Source organism: Citrobacter sp. ANG330 (assembly GCF_047467925.1).
GTDB lineage: Bacteria > Pseudomonadota > Gammaproteobacteria > Enterobacterales > Enterobacteriaceae > Citrobacter_A > Citrobacter_A amalonaticus_G.
Window position 1 is genome coordinate 287,341 of record NZ_JASJUI010000002.1, and the last position, 21,923, is coordinate 309,263.

General features: G+C 50.9%; 19 protein-coding genes. 9 read left to right on the top strand and 10 right to left on the bottom strand.

Going from position 1 to position 21,923, the window contains the following annotated elements:
- Positions 1–23 precede the first annotated feature (23 nt).
- Positions 24–665 carry a high frequency lysogenization protein HflD gene (hflD, locus tag QNN88_RS07160; protein ID WP_414239594.1) on the top strand — a complete coding sequence of 214 codons (642 nt, stop codon included), beginning with the start codon at positions 24–26 and terminating at the stop codon, positions 663–665.
- A 3-nt stretch (positions 666–668) separates the two neighbouring features.
- Positions 669–2,039 (top strand): adenylosuccinate lyase, encoded by a 1,371-nt coding sequence (purB, locus tag QNN88_RS07165; RefSeq protein WP_414239595.1) that lies wholly within the window; start codon positions 669–671, stop codon positions 2,037–2,039.
- A 186-nt stretch (positions 2,040–2,225) separates the two neighbouring features.
- Here purB and QNN88_RS07170 read toward each other — a convergent pair whose 3' ends face one another.
- The gene (locus QNN88_RS07170; RefSeq protein ID WP_414239596.1) at positions 2,226–3,536 is read right to left on the bottom strand and encodes an AppA family phytase/histidine-type acid phosphatase; all 1,311 of its coding nucleotides are present in this window, start codon (positions 3,534–3,536) and stop codon (positions 2,226–2,228) included.
- Between the two features lie 606 nt (positions 3,537–4,142).
- Between QNN88_RS07170 and iraM the strand changes: the two genes are divergently transcribed.
- The 5 genes from iraM (at position 4,143) to roxA (ending at position 9,973) form a co-directional block, all read left to right on the top strand.
- Positions 4,143–4,472, top strand: a complete 330-nt coding sequence (gene iraM, locus QNN88_RS07175; RefSeq protein WP_414239597.1) for an anti-adapter protein IraM — start codon at positions 4,143–4,145, stop codon at positions 4,470–4,472.
- Positions 4,473–5,090: 618 nt separating this feature from the next.
- Complete coding sequence (locus QNN88_RS07180; RefSeq protein ID WP_414239803.1) at positions 5,091–6,014, top strand: lipid A deacylase LpxR family protein; 924 nt, start codon at positions 5,091–5,093, stop codon at positions 6,012–6,014.
- Positions 6,015–6,620: 606 nt separating this feature from the next.
- Positions 6,621–7,292 (top strand): two-component system response regulator PhoP, encoded by a 672-nt coding sequence (gene phoP / locus QNN88_RS07185; protein ID WP_414239804.1) that lies wholly within the window; start codon positions 6,621–6,623, stop codon positions 7,290–7,292.
- The gene (gene phoQ, locus QNN88_RS07190) at positions 7,292–8,755 is read left to right on the top strand and encodes a two-component system sensor histidine kinase PhoQ (protein ID WP_414239598.1); all 1,464 of its coding nucleotides are present in this window, start codon (positions 7,292–7,294) and stop codon (positions 8,753–8,755) included. The genes phoP and phoQ overlap by 1 nt, the downstream gene beginning before the upstream one ends.
- A gap of 96 nt (positions 8,756–8,851) precedes the next feature.
- Complete coding sequence (gene roxA / locus QNN88_RS07195; protein ID WP_414239599.1) at positions 8,852–9,973, top strand: [50S ribosomal protein L16]-arginine 3-hydroxylase; 1,122 nt, start codon at positions 8,852–8,854, stop codon at positions 9,971–9,973.
- 123 nt (positions 9,974–10,096) lie between these two features.
- Here the strand turns inward: roxA and potD are convergent, their stop codons facing one another.
- The 4 genes from potD to potA are packed head-to-tail and all read right to left on the bottom strand — an operon-like array spanning position 10,097 to position 13,905.
- Positions 10,097–11,143 carry a spermidine/putrescine ABC transporter substrate-binding protein PotD gene (gene potD / locus QNN88_RS07200; RefSeq protein WP_414239600.1) on the bottom strand — a complete coding sequence of 349 codons (1,047 nt, stop codon included), beginning with the start codon at positions 11,141–11,143 and terminating at the stop codon, positions 10,097–10,099.
- Entirely contained in the window at positions 11,140–11,931 is a 792-nt protein-coding gene (gene potC, locus QNN88_RS07205) for a spermidine/putrescine ABC transporter permease PotC (protein WP_414239601.1), read from the bottom strand. Before potC ends, potD begins: the two co-directional genes overlap by 4 nt.
- Complete coding sequence (potB, locus tag QNN88_RS07210; protein ID WP_414239602.1) at positions 11,928–12,785, bottom strand: spermidine/putrescine ABC transporter permease PotB; 858 nt, start codon at positions 12,783–12,785, stop codon at positions 11,928–11,930. Before potB ends, potC begins: the two co-directional genes overlap by 4 nt.
- Positions 12,769–13,905, bottom strand: a complete 1,137-nt coding sequence (gene potA, locus QNN88_RS07215; RefSeq protein ID WP_414239603.1) for a spermidine/putrescine ABC transporter ATP-binding protein PotA — start codon at positions 13,903–13,905, stop codon at positions 12,769–12,771. The genes potB and potA overlap by 17 nt, the downstream gene beginning before the upstream one ends.
- A 339-nt stretch (positions 13,906–14,244) precedes the next feature.
- Between potA and pepT the strand changes: the two genes are divergently transcribed.
- Positions 14,245–15,471 carry a peptidase T gene (pepT, locus tag QNN88_RS07220; protein WP_414239604.1) on the top strand — a complete coding sequence of 409 codons (1,227 nt, stop codon included), beginning with the start codon at positions 14,245–14,247 and terminating at the stop codon, positions 15,469–15,471.
- Between the two features lie 50 nt (positions 15,472–15,521).
- Here the strand turns inward: pepT and cobB are convergent, their stop codons facing one another.
- The 5 genes from cobB to lolC form a co-directional block, all read right to left on the bottom strand.
- Positions 15,522–16,343: a Sir2 family NAD+-dependent deacetylase gene (gene cobB / locus QNN88_RS07225; RefSeq protein WP_414239605.1), complete on the bottom strand. Its 822-nt coding sequence runs from the start codon at positions 16,341–16,343 to the stop codon at positions 15,522–15,524.
- A gap of 15 nt (positions 16,344–16,358) precedes the next feature.
- Positions 16,359–17,270: an N-acetylglucosamine kinase gene (gene nagK, locus QNN88_RS07230; protein WP_414239606.1), complete on the bottom strand. Its 912-nt coding sequence runs from the start codon at positions 17,268–17,270 to the stop codon at positions 16,359–16,361.
- Positions 17,271–17,358: 88 nt separating this feature from the next.
- The gene (lolE, locus tag QNN88_RS07235) at positions 17,359–18,603 is read right to left on the bottom strand and encodes a lipoprotein-releasing ABC transporter permease subunit LolE (RefSeq protein WP_414239607.1); all 1,245 of its coding nucleotides are present in this window, start codon (positions 18,601–18,603) and stop codon (positions 17,359–17,361) included.
- Positions 18,603–19,304 carry a lipoprotein-releasing ABC transporter ATP-binding protein LolD gene (lolD, locus tag QNN88_RS07240; RefSeq protein WP_414239608.1) on the bottom strand — a complete coding sequence of 234 codons (702 nt, stop codon included), beginning with the start codon at positions 19,302–19,304 and terminating at the stop codon, positions 18,603–18,605. The genes lolE and lolD overlap by 1 nt, the downstream gene beginning before the upstream one ends.
- Positions 19,297–20,496 carry a lipoprotein-releasing ABC transporter permease subunit LolC gene (lolC, locus tag QNN88_RS07245; RefSeq protein WP_043000963.1) on the bottom strand — a complete coding sequence of 400 codons (1,200 nt, stop codon included), beginning with the start codon at positions 20,494–20,496 and terminating at the stop codon, positions 19,297–19,299. Before lolC ends, lolD begins: the two co-directional genes overlap by 8 nt.
- 251 nt (positions 20,497–20,747) lie before the next feature.
- On the opposite strand from lolC, the gene QNN88_RS07250 reads away from it, so the two are divergent.
- Positions 20,748–21,821 carry an acyltransferase family protein gene (locus QNN88_RS07250; protein ID WP_414239609.1) on the top strand — a complete coding sequence of 358 codons (1,074 nt, stop codon included), beginning with the start codon at positions 20,748–20,750 and terminating at the stop codon, positions 21,819–21,821.
- The last annotated feature ends 102 nt before the right edge of the window (positions 21,822–21,923 follow it).

Genomic DNA, 21,923 nt, shown 5'->3' on the forward strand with positions numbered 1-21,923 from the left:
ACTGATACAAGGAAGCAGTGACCGTGGCAAAGAATTATTATGACATCACCCTCGCACTGGCTGGGATCTGCCAGTCAGCACGCCTGGTGCAACAACTGGCGCACCAGGGACATTGTGATGCCGATGCGCTCCACGTCTCACTGAACAGCGTTATCGATATGAACCCCAGCTCTACGCTGGGCGTGTTTGGCGGCAGCGAGGCGAATCTGCGCCTCGGCCTGGAAACCCTGCTCGGCGTGCTGAACGCCAGTAGCCGTCAGGGGCTGAATGCGGAGCTGACCCGCTACACACTTAGCCTGATGGTGCTCGAACGTAAACTTAGCGCCGCCAAAGGCGCGCTCGATACCCTGGGCGAACGAATCAACGGTCTGCAACGCCAGCTCGATCACTTTGATCTGCAATCTGAAACACTGATGAGCGCCATGGCCGGTATCTATGTCGATGTCATCAGCCCGCTCGGTCCGCGCATTCAGGTGACTGGTTCTCCTGCCGTGTTGCAGAGCCCGCAGGTGCAGGCCAAAGTTCGCGCTTCCCTTCTCGCTGGCATTCGCGCCGCGGTGCTCTGGCATCAGGTTGGCGGTGGCCGTCTGCAGCTCATGTTTTCTCGTAATCGCCTGACCACTCAGGCAAAACAAATTCTTGCTCATTTAACCCCGGAGTTGTGATCTATGGAATTATCCTCACTGACCGCCGTTTCCCCTGTCGATGGACGCTACGGCGATAAAGTCAGCGCGCTGCGCGGGATTTTCAGCGAATACGGTTTGCTGAAATACCGTGTACAGGTAGAAGTACGCTGGCTGCAAAAACTGGCCGCGCACGCAGCGATCAAGGAAGTTCCTGCTTTTGCTGCCGACGCAATCGGTTTCCTCGATGCTATCGTCGCGAATTTTAATGAAGAAGATGCCGCGCGGATTAAAACTATCGAGCGCACCACCAACCACGACGTCAAAGCGGTTGAGTATTTCCTGAAAGAAAAAGTGGCGAATGTCCCGGAACTGCACGCGGTTTCCGAATTTATTCACTTCGCCTGCACCTCTGAGGACATCAACAACCTGTCTCACGCGCTGATGCTGAAGACCGCCCGTGATGAAGTGGTTCTGCCTTACTGGCGTCAACTGATTGACGCGGTTAAAGATCTGTCCGTGCAGTATCGCGATATCCCTCTGCTCTCCCGCACCCACGGTCAGCCGGCTACGCCGTCAACGCTGGGTAAAGAGATGGCGAACGTCGTGTATCGTATGGAGCGTCAGTTCCGCCAGCTTAACCAGGTGGAAATTCTCGGTAAAATCAACGGTGCCGTCGGTAACTATAACGCCCACATCGCCGCCTATCCGGAGGTGGACTGGCATCAGTTCAGCGAAGAGTTCGTCACCTCACTGGGTATTCAGTGGAACCCGTACACCACACAGATCGAGCCGCACGACTACATTGCCGAACTGTTTGACTGCATCGCCCGCTTTAACACCATTCTGATCGACTTCGATCGTGACGTATGGGGTTACATCGCGCTGAACCACTTCAAGCAGAAAACCATTGCCGGTGAAATTGGGTCTTCCACCATGCCGCACAAAGTGAACCCTATCGACTTCGAAAACTCCGAAGGTAACCTGGGCTTGTCCAATGCGGTCCTGCAGCATCTGGCGAGCAAACTGCCGGTTTCCCGCTGGCAGCGCGATCTGACTGACTCCACCGTGTTGCGTAACCTGGGCGTGGGTATTGGCTATGCGCTGATCGCCTACCAGTCCACACTCAAAGGCGTGAGCAAACTGGAAGTGAACCGCGACCATCTGCTGGACGAACTGGATCACAACTGGGAAGTACTGGCTGAGCCGATCCAGACCGTGATGCGTCGTTACGGAATTGAAAAACCGTATGAGAAGCTGAAAGAGTTAACTCGCGGTAAGCGCGTTGACGCTGAAGGAATGAAGCAATTCATCGATAGCCTGCCGCTGCCAGAAGACGAAAAAACCCGTCTTAAAGCCATGACCCCGGCCAACTACATTGGCCGTGCCGTCATGATGGTGGATGAGCTGAAGTAAATACACCACCTGTGCCGGATAACGCAGACGCTTATCCGGCATTTACTTTTCCCATTCCCCTTGAGGTATAGTTTGCCCTCAAATCAGCCCCGAAGATGCACACCTTAAATCCCCCAAAATTCGCTTTTAAACGTTCACCTGTCTGTCATTACCGTTCTTGATCACCCAACGCTCTGCGCATTATATTTAATGGCTCATATCAGCCATTACTGCACATTCTGGAACACGTGCTGTCTGCACCAGGTCAATAAAGCGTTTTAATGAACACATCCCCTCAGGACTTTTATCCTGACAAGAGGGCAGCGTAAGCACAATCTTGTTTGGGAGAGATGAAGATGAAAAAGGTTTAAATTCACGCATTTGTCGAAGAGTCTGATAAACAAACGAAATTTGAATCCAGTCAGTGTTGTCACTCACTCGCTTCCATCTTTCGAAAACCAGCTCCCCGCCAGGAGGTGTATTATCAGGCTGCCCAGGAAGAGACCAGTTGAGATCGAATACCCCACTGAGATTTGCCAGATTGGTATCATGACCAGCAATAAATAATAATGAGACGGGTAATTTAATTCCGTAATAGTTTTCTGTTGACTCATTACTCACTAATGCTTCACTGATCAAATCGAGTAATGGTGTTGCTCTACTACGGGCAACTTCGGGAGTTCTTTGCAAAAGGTCAAACTGAGCATTATGCAGACTTAATAACGCTGTCCATTCTTTCTCCCCGTGAATTCGCCCCCATGCAACCTCTGGCATTCCCTGCGCCTCTTGCAATAGAAATATTTCCGTCAGCATGGAAGAAAGACTCCATGCGCCAGATAATGAAACGTTATCCGAAGAAACCCTAAGTTCTGAAGGTAAGGCACCTGGTAGCGTACAACCAGACTGTTTTGTTGATCTGCATACTGCTGACCGGGAGAAATTGAGAACCTGTTCCAGAGTACGGAATGCAGAGTCATAACGCTGAGTGTACCGTTCAATGTTCCCTTCGGCACGTGTCAAAATCGCTTCCTGAGTTTTTAAAACATTAAAAGAGCACAGCCCCATTTTTACTGGATTAAAAAGAGGATCTTTTTTATCGTGCTCTTTTTGATAATGAACCTTATTTTTACATCCCGGCGCAAATCCAGCCAGAAATGCCTCACCGGTTTTACGAGTGCGCTGATCGGTATCTGCTATAACTGCCACCTGCTCTGGTGACGGACATCCGTTCCTTTCCAGAACGCCTTTATCGATTAAGACTTTTTGTTGATATCGTCCCAATTCGGTGACGAGCTCACCACCCCGAGTCGTCAACCAGCCTAGCGGAACATCCCATTGCGGCCAATGGTAAGGTGTGATTTCCTGCATCAATGGTGTGTACTTTGTGGGTGCTCTTACACCGTGGCGACTTACTATCACAACTCGTTCAAGCTTCATTTCATCTGGCACCTCCGCCTGTAATGGGAAAGAACCAAACATGAGAATAAACATTAATAATCGAAAAAGTAGTGTATTCATTGCCAGCCAACCTTATAGTTAATAAACCATAAATAGTTAACATAGGTATCACTGTATAATCATCTTATCACATAAACATTCATACCACGCCACTTTTCCAATGAACCTCATCGCATAAAAAAGTAAGACCACTACCAATCCAACTTCGTTATTTTTCACTAAACGAAAACTTTTCCATCGTTGCACACGAGAGACATAACCACGATTCATTGAGATAACTGGCCTCCCAGGTTTGACATAGTTTCTACTGGTTATGAGAATAGCTCTTAAAAATACAGGCTTCTGAAGGAAAGGATTAAAATAATCAGGAATGTAACTATACACAATAACAAATATAGATACCATAGATTGAATAATTTCATCTCATGATGACAAAACTGATGCTTACGATTTAACCAATGATCCTATAATCATTTATAAAAAATGAACACAAAAATTAAAAAAGTGAAACAAAAAGATTCAACACAGGATCCTTATAATAAGAAAATCAATAACTCACGAACAAGAAGGACATAGAAAAATCGATCTTTTTCAATGAGTTATAAGAAAAACAACTACACTTTTCCTCTATGAAAGACTCCCATTAACAATGCTAAGGTATCTAATATGGAATGGTTAGTTGTCGATACTATTGTATGTTCTTCCAGTGGTATTTCATTTTCAACCCTTTGGTGTAAAATAAAGCTCATTATTTGGTATGAATCTGATGTTTTTCTTCCTCCTGGTTCCAGTGTCATGCAGACTGACTCAGGAATTTATATTGACGGAAAATTCTTTCCATTGACAATTTATAATGTCACGCCCTTTAACAAAACCTTTTGGAAAATAATCGAACAAAGTAATGAATGTCCTGGAAGAACAAGCATTAAAGGAGTCCGATGTACAAGTGCTATACACTGCAGAATAGCCATCTGCCCGTACGGATTGATAAAATAGTTTGTACTCGTGCTCATGTTACACCCTATAATCGCATAAAAAAGATACAAGATGATAATAATATGCAAAGATCATCACAATGAGCATATGGCATATTGAACAAACTTTAGTTATTTATTACAGTGTACTTGCGAAATTCAGATGTGTTTAATATTCTTCCCAATGGTTTACCGCATAGTAATATGCGGTTTTTTTTGCATAAAAAAGCATAACCAAATTGAACCTGATCATTGCAGTAGAGTCGATAACATACATTATATCCTGCTCTTCAGGACATAAGTAACACTCTATTATCTTTCTGACTTACAGAAAAATGAATACCCAACCGTTTAAATATGCCCCCACCCTCCTGGACACCCCATAAATGCAATAAATATTCAGGAGTTTATCAAAAGTGCATTACTGTTCATATACATCTCACCTGAATACTGTTTTACCACACATCAGGCATATAAAATGATAAAAAAATAACACATTCGCAACATTTTATTGCAGAAAATAGGATGTTTATTTTATGTTAATTTATGAACAAAGTAATACCTGGCCGATTAATAAAAAAGGTAAATTTTCAGGAGGATGCTTATGAATAAGTCATTAACCAGCATTGCGTTATTCACAATGTTTTTAATGACCCCCATTGTTCAGGCTGATAGCATCGCATTATCATTGTCAAATGATGATGCAGGTGTCTTTCAGACTGCGCTTAACAAAATATATAGTCATAAAGATGAAGCTCGCGATGATTATACTCAAGGTCTCTTCCTGGGTTATAGTCATGATGTTACAGAGTCAAGCCAGTTATCGCTTCATATAGCACAAGACATTTACTCACCTTCAGGAGACAATAAGAGGTTATCAACAGCTATACGTGGAGACAGAGCTTTTAGTGCATTTCTATACACTGGTGTTGAATGGAATTCCTTAGCGAATAGTTGGTTTCGCTATCGCCTGGGTACAGACTTCGGCGTAATAGGACCGGATGCTGGCGGTCAAAAAGTCCAGAATAAAGCTCATCAAATTATAAATGCTGAAAAATACCAGGCATGGGATGATCAAATCGAAAATCGTTATGGATACACCGTTAAAGGAATGCTATCACTTACTCCTAATGTGGATATCATGGGAACAAATATTGGCATTTATCCCGAAATATCAGCGGTAAGTGGAAATCTTTTTGAATATGTAGGGTACGGTGCAACGCTTGCCATAGGTAATGACAAAACCCTGAACTCAGATAATGGGTATGGTCTGTTTGCAACTCGTGGGTTAATGCACACATCAAAAAATGATGGTTTAATATACAAGATATTTGCCGGAATGGAACGCCGCGAAGTTGACCGTAACTATACATTACAAGGAAAAACGCTTCAGACTAAAAATGAAACCGTCTCCCTTAATCATACCGTTGATGAATATCGGATCGGAGCCACTTTAGGTTATTCTCCTGTAGCTTTCACCTTATCTTTTAATCGTGTATCGCCGGAGTTTAAAACTGGAAAAGATTATTCATTTATCAATGGTGCTGTGACTTTCTTCTTTTAATTACCAGCCAACAATATCTGCTGGGCTGTCGCTGATAAGTGGCAGCCAGCATACTTTGATGATCTTACCACTCTCACCACAACCTCTAAATCCTGGAGAACCAGGTGAGATTTTACGATGAAGTTTCACTCCCTCAGTTATCTGTGAGAAAAATTAAGTAACCGTGAATGCTGTAACCTGACCGTATGTTTCCCCGGACAGTTCTGCTCATAATGCCTGGCCGTCTGCGTGCTAATATAAGGTAACCTTGCAATGTCAGACCTCATCAAAAAGATCGCTCCCCTTCAACAGTAAATAAACAAATGGCAGTTTTATCGGAAATACTAAAGCTTGCGAACAGAAGTCAGTTTATATTAGATGCACCTTATGGATATATATCGAGGCTCAAAAATCCCCGCATAGTGTACGAGGTTTATGCTAAGTGGATTGGTGACATGAACGAGGACCAGGTCAGCATGCTAAATAATCAAATGCCAACAGCATTGCCCCCAGGTGCCCCCAAGGGCGGGTACTGATGAAAAAAAGTCATTTAATTTCATTGCGCTGGTTCCAACTTACATAATCAGCGTTAAACTATTCATACCGTAAATAAAGTGAGAAGAGATGATGCGTATACTGGTTGTTGAGGATAATGCGTTATTACGCCATCACCTGAAAGTTCAGCTTCAGGATGCCGGACATCAGGTTGACGATGCTGAAGATGCCAAAGAGGCCGACTATTACCTTAACGAACACCTGCCTGACATCGCTATCGTCGATTTGGGTCTTCCTGATGAAGATGGGCTTTCACTGATCCGCCGTTGGCGGAGTAATGACGTGTCCCTCCCGGTCCTTGTGCTGACCGCCCGTGAAAGCTGGCAGGATAAAGTGGAAGTGCTGAGTGCGGGTGCGGATGACTACGTCACCAAGCCGTTCCATATTGAGGAAGTCGCCGCGCGGATACAGGCACTGATGCGCCGTAACAGCGGCCATGCCTCACAGATTATCTCTATCCCCCCCTTCCAGGTTGATCTCTCTCGCCGCGAGCTTTCGGTTAATGATGAGGTGATTAAACTGACCGCGTTTGAGTACACCATCATGGAAACGCTAATCCGCAATAATGGCAAAGTGGTCAGCAAAGACTCGCTGATGTTGCAGTTGTACCCTGACGCCGAGCTACGCGAAAGTCACACCATTGATGTGCTGATGGGTCGCCTGCGTAAAAAAATACAGGCGCAGTATCCGGATGAAGTCATTACCACCGTGCGCGGTCAGGGTTATCTTTTTGAATTGCGCTGATGAATAAACTGTTGCGTCATCTTTTCCCGCTGTCACTGCGTCTGCGCTTTCTGCTGGCTACCGCCGGTGTCGTGCTGGTGCTCTCTCTGGCTTATGGCATGGTCGCGCTGGTCGGTTATAGCGTGAGCTTTGATAAAACCACGTTTCGCCTGCTGCGCGGCGAGAGCAACCTCTTCTATACGCTTGCAAAATGGGAAGACAACACGATCCACGTCGAACTTCCCGAGCACCTCGACATGCAGAGTCCCACAATGTCGCTCATCTATGATGAAAACGGGAAATTGCTGTGGGCTCAGCGTGACGTCCCCTGGCTGGTCAGACTGATACAGCCCGACTGGCTGAAAAGTAATGGTTTTCATGAGATAGAAGCCGACATCAGCGCCACCAGCTCGTTGCTTAATGACGATCACTCCGTTCAGGAACGCCTGAAAGAGGTACGCGAGGACGACGACGACGCCGAAATGACTCACTCGGTAGCGGTGAACGTCTACCCGGCCACTGCGCGCATGCCGCAACTGACGATTGTGGTGGTGGATACCATTCCGATTGAGCTTAAACGCTCGTATATGGTCTGGAGCTGGTTTATCTATGTGCTGGCGGCCAATCTGCTGCTGGTCATTCCCCTGCTCTGGGTCGCGGCCTGGTGGAGCCTGCGACCTATCGAAGCGCTGGCACGCGAAGTGCGGGAACTGGAAGAGCACCACCGCGAACAGCTTAACCCGGCGACGACGCGTGAACTGACCAGCCTGGTACGTAACCTGAACCGCCTGTTGAAAAGCGAGCGCGAGCGTTATGACAAATACCGCACCACGCTGACCGATCTCACTCACAGCCTGAAAACGCCGCTGGCCGTACTGCAAAGTACGTTGCGCTCAATGCGCAGCGACAAGATGAGCGTCAGTGAGGCTGAACCGGTAATGCTCGAACAGATCAGCCGGATTTCTCAGCAAATTGGCTACTATCTGCATCGCGCCAGTATGCGCGGCGGGGGCGTATTGCTGAGCCGCGAACTACATCCGGTTGCGCCGTTGCTGGATAATCTCACCTCGGCGCTGAACAAAGTGTATCAGCGTAAAGGGGTGAACATTAGCCTCGATATCTCGCCGGAAATCAGCTTTGTCGGCGAGCAGAACGACTTTGTCGAGGTGATGGGCAATGTGCTGGATAACGCCTGTAAATACTGTCTGGAGTTTGTCGAGATTTCTGCCCGCCAGACCGACGATCATCTGTACATCGTGGTGGAAGATGACGGCCCGGGTATCCCGCACAGCAAGCGTGATCTGGTCTTTGACCGCGGTCAACGTGTGGATACGATGCGTCCGGGGCAAGGGGTCGGTTTGGCAGTAGCACGAGAAATTACCGAGCAATACGACGGAAAAATTACTGCCAGCGACAGCCTGCTCGGCGGTGCGCGTATGGAAGTCATTTTTGGTCATCAACAGCCGGGACAGAAAGACGACTAAACCAAAATGTAATAAATATGAGCCAACTGCACGCATCTGGTTAAGCATCCGTTATAATCGGTGACAGATACCCGCCCCAGCCTGTGGAAGCTCAATATGGAATACCAATTAACACTCAACTGGCCCGAATTTCTTGAACGTCACTGGCAAAAGCGCCCGGTGGTGTTAAAACGCGGCTTTAATAACTTCATCGATCCCCTCTCCCCTGACGAACTCGCAGGACTGGCGATGGAAAGCGAAGTCGACAGCCGTCTGGTAAGCCATCAGGATGGCAAATGGCAGGTCAGCCACGGCCCGTTCGAAAGCTATGACCATCTCGGCGAGAATAACTGGTCGTTACTGGTGCAGGCGGTGAACCACTGGCATGAGCCGACTGCCGCGCTGATGCGCCCCTTCCGCGCCCTGCCCGACTGGCGAATTGACGATCTGATGATCTCCTTCTCGGTTCCCGGCGGCGGCGTAGGTCCACATCTCGATCAATACGATGTGTTTATCATTCAGGGAACCGGTCGTCGTCGCTGGCGCGTGGGTGAAAAGTTGCAGATGAAACAGCACTGCCCACATCCGGACCTGCTGCAGGTCGATCCGTTTGAAGCCATCATCGATGAAGAACTGGAGCCAGGTGATATTCTCTATATCCCACCGGGATTCCCGCATGAAGGCTATGCGCTGGAAAATGCGATGAACTACTCCGTTGGCTTCCGTGCGCCGAATACCCGCGAATTGATCAGCGGGTTTGCCGACTACGTCCTGCAACGTGAGCTGGGCAGTACTTATTACAGCGACCCGGACCTGCCGTCGCGTGAGCATCCTGCTGACATCCTGCCGCAGGAGATGGACAAACTGCGCACTATGATGCTGGATTTGATTAATCAGCCGGAGCATTTTAAACAGTGGTTTGGTGAGTTTATCTCCCAGTCGCGTCATGAACTGGATATTGCGCCGCCGGAGCCGCCGTATCAGCCTGATGAAATCTACGATGCCCTGAAACAAGGCGATGTGCTGGTGCGTCTTGGGGGATTACGGGTTCTGCGTGTGGGGGATGACGTTTATGCCAATGGCGAGAGAATTGATTCGCCGCACCGTCCGGCGCTGGAAGCGCTCGCCAGCCATATTGTGTTGACTGCCGAAAACTTTGGTGACGCGCTGGAAGACCCGTCGTTTCTCGCCATGCTGGCCGCCCTGGTCAACAGCGGATACTGGTTCTTCGAAGGGTAAGACTGAAATCAGGCCGGATGACGACGCTAACGCGTCTTATCCGGCCTATGGCGCAGTGCCCATTGACACACGCATTACATGTAGGCCGGGTAAAGCGACGTCGTCACCCGGCATAGCGCTGAGTTAGCGTCCTGCTTTCAGCTTCTGATAATACTCTTCATAAATCGCACTGGCGGAGCCCACATCGTTCTGCCATTCGCCTTTGCTGATGGTTTCCGCATCCGGATAGAGCGATTTATCGTTGGCGATTTCCGGGCTTAACAGCTTACGTGCCGCAAGGTTTGGCGTCGGGTAGCCGATGGTCTCTGCCACCTCTTTCGCGACATCCGGGCGCAGCAGGAAGTTGATCAACTTCAGCGCGCCCTCTTTGTTTTTGGCGTTTGCAGGAATTGAAAGGCTGTCCATCCAGAAGATGCCGCCTTCTTTCGGCCATACCACTTCCAGCGGCGTACCGGCCTGGCGCGCAACGAACGCAGAGCCGTTCCACACCATCCCCAGATTCACTTCGCCTTCCATATACGGATTCGCCGGGTTGTCGGAGTTAAACGCGGCAACGTTAGGCATCAGCTTTTTCAGCTCGTTATAGGCCGCTTCAATCTCTTTTGGATCGGTGGTGTTGCCGGAATAGCCCAGTTTACGCAACGCCATCTGGAACACTTCGCGCGCATCGTCGGTCAGCAGCAGACTGCCTTTGTATTCCGGCTTCCACAGGTCAGCCCAGCGGGTGACAGTTTTCGGGTCAATACTGTCGCTGTTCACGCCGATAGCCGTCGCGCCCCAGATGTACGGAATGGAGTAGTCATTGTTGGGATCGAACGGCTTGTTCAGCATCTCCGGATCGAGATTGTTAAAGTTGGATAACTTCGACTTATCAATCTTCTGAATCATGCCTTCTTTACGCATTTTATCGACGTAATACGTCGAGGGCACGACCAGGTCGTATGCGCCGTCTTTATAGGTTTTGAGCTTGGCGTACATGGTTTCATTCGACTCGTAGGTCGAGTAAATAACCTTGATGCCGGTCTCTTTAGTGAACTGTTCCAGCAGTCCTGGCGGAACATACTCGGTCCAGTTGTAGAAATAGAGTGTTTTACTGTCGTCCGCGTGCGCAGCGCTCATACCCATTACGAGAGCGCCTGCCGCGAGCAGGTGGCGTGACCATTTCATCATTTTAACGTCCCCTGAACTTTTGTTTTATCACGAGCAATAAGTTGGCTGGCGATCACCAGAACCAGCGATAACACCAACAGAATGGTCGCCAGCGCATTCACCTCTGGTGAAACGCCGACTTTCACCATTGAGTAGATCTTCAACGGTAGAATTTCATAGCCAGGCCCGGTGACGAACGATGAAACCACCACATCGTCCATCGACAGGGTAAAGCTCAGCAGCCAGCCTGCCGCGACGGCGGGCATTGCCAGCGGCAGAATGATTTTTCGCAGAATGGTGATTTCGCTGGCACCCAGATCTTTTGCCGCTTCCAGCATCCGTACGTCAAACCCTTTCAGCCGCGAATAGACCGTGACCACCACAAAAGGTAGACAGAAAGTGATATGCGAGAACAGCAGTGACCAGAAGCCTAACTGGATACCCAGCAGCATAAACAGCACCAGCAGTGAAATCGCCATGACGATATCCGGCGACATCATCACCACAAACAGCATTCCGCTGACGAACGGCTTACCGCGAAAACGGTAGCGATATAGCGCAACGGCGGTCAGCGAACCGATCATCGTGGCAAACGTCGCGGAAAAAATGGCCATTGTCAGCGAGTGCTGTGCGGCCTGGAGCAAGCTGTCGTTATTCATCAACAGGCCATACCATTTGGTGGTAAAACCTTGCCAGTTGATGCCAAAGCGCGAGCTGTTAAAGGAATTCACAATCAAAATGATGATAGGAATATACAGGTACGCGTAGATAGCGGTCATAAAACCGCCGCGAAGCAGTCGACCGATCATTCGAGTTCCACCTTTTTATTCAGCAGTCGGGAGGCTCGCCAGTAAACCAACAGCATCAGACCCATCACGATCGTCAACGTAATGCTGGTCGCCGCGCCAAACGGCCAGTCGCGAATGTTCAGGAACTGAACTTTAATCACGTTACCGATCAGCAGGTTCTTTGCACCGCCCATCAGATCCGAGACGTAAAACAGCCCCATCGCCGGCAGCATCACCAGCAGACAGCCGGCAATAATCCCTGGCATGGTCAGCGGAATGATTATCCGAATAAAGGTCTGCAATTTACTGGCACCCAGATCTTTTGCCGCTTCCAGCAACGGTCTGTCGAGTTTCTCAATGCTGGAATACAGCGGCATCACCATAAACGGCAGCAGGATATACACCAGACCGATAATGACCGCGCTCGGGGTAAACATAATGCGCATCGGCGTATCAATAACGCCCAGCCAGAGCAGAAATTCATTGAGATACCCTTTGGTACTGAGGAAAATTTTCAGCCCATAGATACGGATCAGTGAGTTGGTCCAGAAAGGAACAATCAGCAGAAACAGCAATAGCGGACGGACCTTTTGTGGCAATCGCGCCAGAAACCAGGCAAATGGATAGCCGAGCACGAGACAGGCGAGAGTGGCGATCAGCGCCATATTCAGCGAGTGCAGCAGCACTTCGAAATAGAGCGGATCGAGCAGGCGTGCGTAGTTGTCCAGCGTAAAGACCATTTTAACGAAGCTGGCATCGTCACGGGTCAAAAAGCTGGTGCCAATGATCATCAGGTTGGGCAGAAAGACAAACAGCACAAGCCAACCGACGATAGTGACAATCACCACATTCTGGAATTTACTTGTGCTCTTCATCAGCCAGTACGACCTCCCAGCTTTCTACCCAGTTAATGGCCATTTTCTGATCGAGAGAGTGGTCAAAGTCCGGATCATCTTCATTGAAGAATTCACTGACCATCACCATCTTGCCATTTTCCAGTTCAACCACGGACTCCAGCGTCATGCCCTTATAGTTACGTTCACGAACGTAGCCGATCAGGCCGTCAATGTGGTTGTCGTCGTTGATTTCATCCACGCGCAGATCTTCCGGGCGTAGCAGAACGTGCAGTTTCTGCCCTGGCTCAACGGCAAAGTTGACGTAGATATTGCATTCACGGCCTTCGACGTCAGCACGGACGCGCTGTTCGTCCAGACGCTCGATCACCGTGGCGTTAAACATATTGATTTCGCCAATGAATCCAGCGACAAACAGGTTTTTCGGCTCTTCATAAATTTCACGCGGCGTGCCGTCCTGTTCAATGCGCCCATAGCGCATCACGACGATGCGATCGGACATCGTCAGGGCTTCTTCCTGATCGTGCGTCACGAACACGAACGTGATGCCGAGCTTACGCTGCAAGGCTTTCAGTTCGTTCTGCATCTGCTTTCGCAGCTTATAGTCCAGCGCAGAGAGCGATTCATCTAACAGCAACAGGCGGGGTTTATTCACCACCGCACGGGCAATCGCCACGCGCTGCTGTTGGCCGCCGGAGAGTTGATGTGGCTTGCGCTGGGCAAACTCTTCCAGTTGCACCATCCGCAGCGCTTCCAGTACGCGCGGCGTGATGTCTGCCGCAGGCGTTTTCTGCATGCGCAAACCGAACGCCACATTTTCAAAAACAGTCATGTGGGGGAATAACGCATAGCTTTGAAAGACGGTATTCACATAGCGGTTTTCTGCCGGTACGTGGGTGATATCCTCGTTATCGAGCATGATGTGCCCGGAATCTACGGTTTCCAGACCGGCAATCAGGCGCAAAACGGTTGTTTTACCGCAGCCAGAAGGGCCAAGCAGCGTGAGGAACTCGCCATTATTGATGGTCAAATCCAGTTCAGAAATGACCTCTTTTCCATCGAAGCTTTTGCTGATACCTGACAAAAGAACCAGCGGTGAAAGCGAACGCGGTTGTTTATTCAATTTTTTACTCTGTCCCATGTAGACGCAACGGATGGCTGACCGATGCGGGGTTTGTGGTTGACCACCTTGGTGACTCTTAATGAGGGCCGTAATTCTACGGCAAACCGTTGTCATCGCCAATGTTTGTTGCCAATTACTCTACACTTCATTCTTCAGGCTGCCTGTTTGTTGGCTGCATGTTACCGGCCCGTTCGGGGCCTGGCGCTGTAATGCTGCCTGATACGTTTTGTATACATTTCGTGAATAAGGCGGGTCTGAAGCGAAATATTCTCGTTTGCGGGGATAAAAGTGACCTGACGCAATATTTGTCTTTTGTGGCTTACTGATAATGTTGTCACAAATAGTGAGGGTGACTGCATGGATAAACTACTTGAGCGTTTTCTACACTACGTTTCATTGGATACCCAATCGAAAGCGGGTGTGAGACAGGTTCCCAGTACTGAGGGACAATGGAAGTTATTAAATTTGCTCAAACAGCAGCTCGAAGAGATGGAGCTGGTCAATGTGACATTAAGTGACAAAGGGACGTTGATGGCCACCTTGCCAGCGAATGTCCCTGGCGATATCCCTGCTATCGGTTTCATTTCCCATGTGGATACCTCACCGGATTTCAGCGGTAAGCACGTGAATCCGCAGATCGTTGAGAACTATCGCGGCGGAGATATTGCCCTGGGCATCGGTGATGAAGTGCTGTCGCCGGTGATGTTCCCGGTGCTACATCAGTTGCTCGGACAAACGCTGATCACCACCGATGGTAAAACGCTGCTGGGGGCGGATGACAAAGCGGGTGTAGCGGAAATCATGACCGCGCTGGCGGTGCTGAAGGATAAAAATATTCCGCATGGCGATATTCGCGTCGCCTTTACGCCGGATGAAGAGGTTGGTAAAGGGGCGAAGCACTTTGATGTAGAAGCCTTTGACGCCAGATGGGCCTACACCGTTGACGGCGGTGGCGTGGGTGAACTGGAGTTTGAAAACTTCAATGCGGCTTCGGTGAATATCAAAATTGTCGGCAATAACGTGCATCCGGGAACGGCGAAAGGCGTCATGGTTAACGCATTATCTCTGGCGGCGCGCATTCACGCCGAGGTTCCGGCGGATGAAAGCCCTGAAATGACGGAAGGGTATGAAGGTTTTTATCACCTGGCGAGCATGAAAGGCACCGTGGATCGCGCTGATATGCACTACATCATTCGCGATTTCGACCGCAAACAGTTTGAAGCGCGCAAGCGTAAGATGATGGAAATCGCAAGGAAGGTTGGAAAAGGGTTGCATCCGGACTGCTACATTGAACTGGTGATCGAAGATAGTTACTACAATATGCGCGAAAAAGTGGTTGAACATCCGCATGTTCTGGATATCGCGCAGCAGGCGATGCGAGACTGCGATATTCAGCCGGATATGAAACCGATTCGCGGCGGTACAGACGGCGCGCAGCTCTCTTTCATGGGATTGCCATGCCCTAACCTGTTCACCGGTGGCTACAATTATCATGGTAAACATGAGTTTGTGACGCTGGAAGGTATGGAGAAAGCGGTGCAGGTGATTGTGCGAATTGCTGAATTAACGGCGAAACGCGCGTAGTGTTGTTGATGCCGGATAAGGCGCTTCGCTTATCCGGCACAGTAATTCCGTCACAGCCCGTTCAGTAACTTCTCCACAAACTCTGGCACCACCTGACTGGCCGGCCCGTAATATTTCTCTTCAAACTCGCTGCCGACCTGGCTCGGTTCCAGATTCAGTTCAACGGTATGCGCGCCGTGCAGTTTCGCTTCATGAACAAACCCGGCCGCCGGATAAACGTGTCCGGAGGTGCCAATGGCGATAAATACATCCGCCATCGCCAGCGCCATATAGATTTCATCCATTCCGAGCGGCATCTCGCCAAACCACACCACGTGCGGGCGCAACGGTGCCGGGAACTGACAGCAGTGGCATTTGTCTTCCGGCGTCACATCTCCCGTCCACTCCAGAATCTGCCCACTCTGCGAACAGTGCACTTTCAGCAACTCGCCATGCATATGGATGATATTCTGGTTGCCCGCTCGCTCATGCAGGTTATCGATATTCTGTGTCACCAGCAGAAAGCGGTCGCCCAGCGCCTCTTCCAGCTTTGCCAGCGCGATGTGCGCCGGGTTAGGCTGGATTTCAGGTTGTTGCAATTGCCGACGACGGGCATTATAGAAAGACTGCACCAGCGCGGGATTACGCGCAAAGCCTTCCGGCGTCGCCACATCTTCAACCCTGTGCTCTTCCCACAGACCATCTGCGGCACGGAAGGTACGAATACCAGACTCCGCAGAAATCCCTGCTCCTGTAAGCACCAAAACTCTTGGTTTTTCCATCACTTCCGGTACCACTCTGTCTCTGAAAAAGATCCGTTGACGAAGGCGCTCGCGCAGATGGCGTTTGTTTTTCCGAAATCGACTTAACCGATGACCCCGACGCGACAGCATAGCAACCTCTTTTGATTAATCGGTAAGATGTAAGAAGGCAGCACCACGCATCCCACCGGCATCACCGTGTCGTGCTCGCTCGATGCGGGGCACTCGTGCCACAGGAAGCAGATGACGCGGCAGTCTGTCCGCAAGTTCGGTGGTAATGGCCGTAAAGTTCGACAATCCACCGCCGATGACGACCAGATCCGGGTCGACAATAGTCAGGATATTTCCCAGACACACTGCCAGCAAATCCAGATAACGCTCAACGTGCGCCCGCGCCCGCTCATCTCCCTGTTCCCACAGCGAAATGATTTCTGGCGCCTGTAGCGGTTGATGATAGTAATGCTGATACAACCAGGCAAATCCCCGCCCGGAGAGATAATTTTCAATGCAGCCAAGTTGACCGCATCCACAGCGACGCAGCGGGAAATCCAGCCCCATCAGCGCGAGCGCATCAACCGGCAGACGCATATGACCGAACTCGCCGGTAATATAACTCCGCCCGGTGATCGGTTTTCCGTTGAGGATCAAACCGCCACCGACGCCTGTGCCGAGGATCAGCCCCATCACCAACGGGTAGCGGGTGAACTCGTCATCCCAGGCTTCAGACAGGGCAAAACAGTTTGCATCGTTGTCGAGCCGCACGTCGCGATCCAGTCGCTCGCTGAGATCGGCGCGCAGGGGTTTGCCACTGGCGGCGGGGACATTCGCGGCGTACAGCGTGCCATCTTCGGTTTCCGGCATACCCGGAATGCCAATGCCCACCGAACCTTTCACGCCAAATCGCAGGTCGGCTTCGGTCACCAGTTCGCATACGGCCTCTAAAAATGCGTCATAGCTATCGCGCGGGGTGGGAACACGCTTTTCCCACTGTAATTTCCGCTCGTTGTCAAAAACGCCCAGCGCAATTTTTGTCCCACCAATATCAAACCCGTAGTACATTGCCGCTCCTTGTTTTATGCACTTCATCCTTCAGGCGACCTCTGTGCGGCGGCATAAAGGATGTTGTTTATCTCTCACGCCATTAGGGTTACTGGCCGCTGAGTACTCTTGCAGGATCGATGTTACTGGCGCGACGCGCCGGATACCAACTCGCTAACAAACTCAGCAACAGTGCGGTGACCAGCACGTAAATCACATCCAGCCAATGTAATTCGGATGGCAGGAAGTCGATAAAATAGATATCCCCGGAAAGAAACTGATGGCCGATCAGTTTTTCGATACCGTTAATAATTGGCGTCAGTTGCAACGATACCACCACGCCAATGACTACGCCGATCAGGCTGCCAAACAGCCCCGCCAGCAGGCCGTACCAGACAAAAATGGCGCGAATCAGGCCATCTTTCGCCCCCAGCGTTCTTAATACCGCAATATCGCCGCTCTTGTCTTTTACCGCCATCACTAATGTTGAAACGATGTTAAAACAGGCGACACCTATCACCAGTACCATCGCCAGATACATGATGGCGCGGATCATCTGGATATCCCGGTACATATAGCCATAGGTGCCAATCCAGCTCTTGATATAGACATAGCTGTTGGTCACTTCGCCTGCATCACGCACCAGTTTGTTGGCATTGAAGACGTCATTAACCTTCAGCGCAATGCCGGAAACCGTGTTGTTCATCTCCAGATACTGCTGGGCATCGGCCATCGGGATCATCGCGAAGCTGTGGTCAAGCTGACCGCTCAACTGCAAAATCCCGGCAACGTGCAGGCGCACGCGTTTGGGCTGCATCAACTTATGATCGGCATTAGCGTTGGGGATCATGATAGAAACCCAGTCCCCCTGCTTCACTTTCAGCGCGTCAGCCACTCCCTTACCGATAATGATTTGCTGTTCACCAGCTTTAAAATCAGCCCAGGCGTTATTCTGCACAAACGAAGGCAGCGCGCTCAGGCGCTGTTCCTGCTGCGGATCCACGCCTTTCACCTGAATGGCGCGCAGATTCGCCCCGCTCTCCACAAGCCCGGTAAAGTTAATGTACGGCGCGGCTGCCGTAATACCAGGCACCTTCTGCACCTTCTCCAGCGCATCGCGCCAGTGGGTCCACGGTTGATTAACCGCTTCAATCTCGCCGTGCGGCACCACGGCCAGAATGCGGTTATTCAGTTCGCGTTCAAAGCCGTTCATGGCGCTCAAACCGACGATCAGAACCGCCACGCCCAGCGCGATACCGATGGTTGAGATCACCGAGATCAGCGATACCATGCCGCCGCGCCGCCGTCCCCGACTAAAGCGCAGGCCGATTAATAACGATAAAGGCGAGGCCATTACTCCGCTCCCATCAGGCTCAGTTCTGCCGTCAGGCGTCCGTCACGCATTTCCAGCTGGCGACTCATGCGCTTCGCCAGTTGCAAATCGTGAGTAACGACCAGAAAAGCGGTGCCCTGCGAGCGGTTCAGCTCGCCCAGAAGCTGGAAGATACTGTCGGCGTTGCGCGCATCCAGGTTACCGGTCGGTTCATCCGCCAGCACCAGGCGCGGGTTATTCACCAGCGCACGGGCAATCGCCACACGCTGACGCTCACCGCCGGAGAGTTCAGACGGACGGTGGCTGGCACGATGATCCAGTCCTACCGCTTTCAGCATTTCACGCGCCCTTGTGTCAATTTCGGCCGGTTTGTGCTTGCCAATCAGTAGGGGCATCGCCACGTTTTCCAGCGCGGTAAAATCCGGCAGCAGGTGATGAAACTGATAGATAAAGCCGAGTTTCTGGTTACGCAATTCCGCTTTCGCCGCCGACGACAGTTTGCTCATCGGCTGGCCGCTGAAAATCACATCGCCGGAGGTCGGCGTATCCAGCCCACCCAGCAGATGAAGCAGTGTACTTTTGCCGGAGCCGGAACTGCCGACAATCGCCATCATTTCGCCTTCGCCCACGCTGAAGCTGACATCGTGCAATACGTCAGTTTGCACGGAACCTTCCTGATAGCGTTTGCACAGTTTGTCGCATTGCAACAGGATATTATTCATAACGTAAAGCCTCAGCGGGTTGGGTGGCGGCAGCGCGCCAGGAAGGATAAAGCGTGGAAAGCAACGCGATGGCCATCGCCACCAGCGCAATAACGATGACCTGCAGCGGCTCGATCGCCACCGGCAGCGCCGCACCGTCCAGCAGGATACCGATAACCGGCATCAGGGTATTGAGCTGACTGGCCAACAGCGCACCCAGCGCGGCCCCCAGCAGCGCGCCAATAATCCCGGCGCTGGCCCCCTGCACCATAAAGACCATCATGATCTGTCGCGGCGTCAGCCCCTGCGTCTGCAAAATAGCCACTTCTCCCTGCTTCTCCATCACCATCAGACCTAACGAGGTAATAATATTAAACGCGGCAACCGCCACGATCAGGCTCAACAGCAGCCCCATCATGTTCTTTTCCATCCGCACGGCCTGAAACAGTTCACCTTTACGCTCGCGCCAGTCCTGCCATTTCGTCCCTTCCGGCAGCGTCTGCTGACTGAGCGAATCCACCTTCAGCGGCTCATTCAGCCACAAACGCCAGCCGGTAATATTTCCGGCCGGATAGCGCATGATGCGTGACGCATCCTGAATGTTAGTTAGCATCTGGTAGCCATCGACTTCGCTGTTCGCCGCAAAGGTGCCGATCACCGTAAACAGACGCTGGCTTGGCAGACGGCCCATCGGCGTGAACTGACTGGCTGACGGCACCATCACGCGAATTTGATCGCCACGATTCACTCCGAGCTGACCGGCAAGCTGCTCACCGAGGATGACATTATACTTGCCTGGCTGCAGATCGGTTTGCTTCACATTGACCAGATACGGCGTCAGTGGATCTTTTTGTGCCGGATCGATACCCAGCATCACTCCGACTGCCACGCTGCGCGCGCTTTGCAGCACGACATCGCCGGTGGTCAGAGGCGCAATACGATTCACACCGTTCAGTTTTACGGCGCTTTCGGGCAGTTGCTGAGGATTCAGGGAGCCTTGCTCCGCAGAGAGAATGGCCTGAGGCATCAACCCCAGGATGTTATTTTGCAGTTCACGTTCAAAACCGTTCATCACTGACAAAACCGTGACCAGCGCCATCACCCCAAGGGTAATGCCGATGGTGGAAAGCCAGGAGACAAAGCGACCGAAGCGATCTGCTGCACGCCCGCGCATGTAACGCAGGCCGATGAATAGAGCGACAGGTTGGTACATGAAATCCGTCTGGTTGCTGTTAGCAAAGTCACGAGTATATAAGCGAAAGCCGCATGGGTAAACGCCTGAACCGTAAGTGTTCGTCAGTACACAGTCGAAAATGATCCACCGTGCGACAGACGCAGGATATCGTCCTCACCGACCCTGATCCTTTTCTTAAAAAATCAAAATGCAGAATGTTACGCATTACAGCACCCGCGTCACCCCGCAGGATCACAGGCTATGTTGAATAACGCGAGCACGCTGTCCTGATGAAACAAAAAGAACTGTGGATCAACCAAATCAAAGGATTATGTATCTGTCTGGTCGTCATCTATCACTCGGTCATCACCTTCTACCCCCACCTGACCCACTTCCAGTTGCCCCTTTCACAACTGCTGTCGAAATGCTGGATTTACGTTAATCTCTATCTCGCCCCGTTTCGCATGCCGGTATTTTTCTTTATTTCAGGGTTTTTGATACGCCGCTATATCGACAGCGTGAGCTGGAAAGCGAGCGTCAACAAGCGAGTCTGGAGTATCTTCTGGGTGCTGGCGCTGTGGGGGGTGGCCCAGTGGATGGCGCTCAGCGCCCTGAACAACTTGCTCGCGCCGGAACGGGATCTGCATAACGCCTCCAACGCGGCTTATGCCGGTTCCGTCAGCCAGTTCCTTCACGGCATGCTGACTGCCAGCACCAGCCTCTGGTATCTGTACGCACTCATTGTCTATTTCGTGGTCTGCAAAATGTTCAGCCGCTGGGCTGTACCGCTGTTCACCCTGTTTGTCGTACTGAGCGTGACGGTCAATTTTGTTGCCACACCGTGGTGGGGAATGAACAGCGTGATCCGCAACCTGCCCTATTACAGCCTCGGCGCCTGGTTTGGCGTCCCGCTGATGGCATGGATTAAAGAGGTGCCGTTGCGCCGTTATGCGCTGCCCAGCGCGGCAGTCTTCGTGCTGGCTTTCGCGGCATGGCTGTTTAATGTCTCATTGCTGCTGTCGTTGGTTTCGATTGTGCTGATCATGAAGTTGTTTTATCAGTATGAGCAACGCTTCGGTATGCGTGAATCCAGCCTGCTTAATGTGATCGGTTCGAACACCATCGCGATTTATACCACGCACCGCATTCTGGTGGAGGCGTTCAGCTTGCTATTGATCCCACAAATCAATGCCGCCGTCTGGTCCCCCGAACTGGAACTGGCTCTGTTGCTGATCTATCCCTTTGCCAGCCTGTTGATCTGTACACTGGCAGGTCTTGCGGTACGTAAACTGTCTCATCACCTGTTCGGCGATATCCTCTTCTCTCCGCCTTCCCGCCCGCAAGCCGTTAGCTATTCCCGCTAAACCTTTCGCCCTCATGTGGGGGCGATTCAATTTGCTAATGAGGAGCGATCACGGATAATAAAGGGCATTGCTATCAGACGACTACCTACAAGAGATTCTGAC